Source organism: Burkholderia sp. YHN3-13 (assembly GCF_055810675.1).
The window spans coordinates 1-1,716 of record NZ_JBVVNQ010000066.1 but is presented as its reverse complement, the minus strand read 5'-3'; the positions used below and the strand labels follow the sequence as shown (position 1 = coordinate 1,716).

At 63.6% G+C, this 1,716-nt stretch carries 1 protein-coding gene; it reads left to right on the top strand.

Features of this window, described 5'->3' with window-relative positions; genetic code table 11:
- Window positions 1-28: 28 nt before the first annotated feature.
- A partial coding sequence (locus tag AC0KUR_RS37830; protein ID WP_473377382.1) for a hypothetical protein occupies window positions 29-1,716 on the top strand: 1,688 nt, incomplete at its 3' end.

Here is a 1,716-nt window from a genome sequence, read left to right as displayed (position 1 = left end):
CACACTGCTATTAGTCGAGCTCAACCCCGTGGACAGCGACGCTTCGGCCACGCGAGACGTACTGATTCCAGTCGAGGCCGACGTACTCAGCGAGCTCACGCTGCTATTGGTCGCGCTCAGTCCGGTGGACAGCGAACCGATGCCGGTCGAAGCCGACGTCGACAGCGACGTGATCGCGCTGTTGGCCGTCGACAGCCCAGTCGAGGCCGACGTGCTCAACGAACTCACACTGCTATTGGTCGCGCTCAGTCCGGTGGACAGCGAACCGATGCCGGTCGAGGCTGACGTGGACAGCGATGTGATCGCGCTGTTAGCCGTGGACAGGCCTGTCGAGGCCGACGTCGACAGCGACGTGATCGCGCTGTTGGCCGTGGACAGGCCCGTCGAGGCCGACGTGCTCAGCGAGCTCACGCTGCTATTGGTCGCGCTCAGTCCGGTGGACAGCGAACCGATGCCGGTCGAGGCCGACGTGCTCAGCGAACTCACACTGCTATTGGTCGTGCTCAAGCCGGTCGAGGCCGACGTCGACAGCGATGTGATCGCGCTGGTGGCCGTGGACAGACCTGTCGAGGCCGACGTGCTCAACGAGCTTACGCTGCTATTGGTCGCGCTCAAGCCGGTCGAAGCCGACGTAGACAGTGACGTGATCGCGCTGGTGGCCGTGGACAGACCCGTCGAGGCCGACGTGCTCAGCGAGCTCACACTGCTATTGGTCGCGCTCAGTCCGGTGGACAGCGAACCGATGCCGGTCGAGGCTGACGTCGACAGCGACGTGATCGCGCTGTTAGCCGTTGACAGACCCGTCGAAGCCGACGTGCTCAACGAGCTCACGCTGCTATTGGTCGTGCTCAAGCCGGTCGAAGCCGACGTCGACAGCGACGTGATCGAGCTGTTGGCCGTGGACAGGCCTGTCGAGGCCGACGTGCTCAGCGAACTCACGCTGCTATTGGTCGTGCTCAAGCCCGTCGAAGCCGACGTCGACAGTGACGTGATCGAGCTGTTGGCCGTTGACAGACCCGTCGAAGTCGACGTGCTCAGCGAGCTCATGCTGCTATTGGTCGTGCTCAAGCCGGTCGAGGCCGACGTCGACAGCGATGTGATCGCGCTGTTGGCCGTCGACAGACCCGTCGAGGCCGACGTGCTCAGCGAGCTCACACTGCTATTAGTCGAGCTCAACCCCGTGGACAGCGACGCTTCGGCCACGCGAGACGTACTGATTCCAGTCGAGGCCGACGTACTCAGCGAGCTCACGCTGCTATTGGTCGCGCTCAGTCCGGTGGACAGCGAACCGATGCCGGTCGAGGCTGACGTCGACAGCGACGTGATCGCGCTGTTAGCCGTGGACAGACCCGTCGAAGCCGACGTGCTCAGCGAACTCACACTGCTATTGGTCGTGCTCAGTCCGGTGGACAGCGAACCGATGCCGGTCGAAGCCGACGTCGACAGCGACGTGATCGCGCTGTTGGCCGTCGACAGCCCAGTCGAGGCCGACGTGCTCAACGAACTCACACTGCTATTAGTCGAGCTCAACCCCGTGGACAGCGACGCTTCGGCCACGCGAGACGTACTAATTCCAGTCGAGGCCGACGTGCTCAACGAGCTCACGCTGCTATTGGTCGCGCTCAAGCCGGTCGAAGCCGACGTAGACAGTGACGTGATCGCGCTGGTGGCCGTGGACAGACCCGTCGAGGCCGACGTGCTCAGCGAGCTCACACT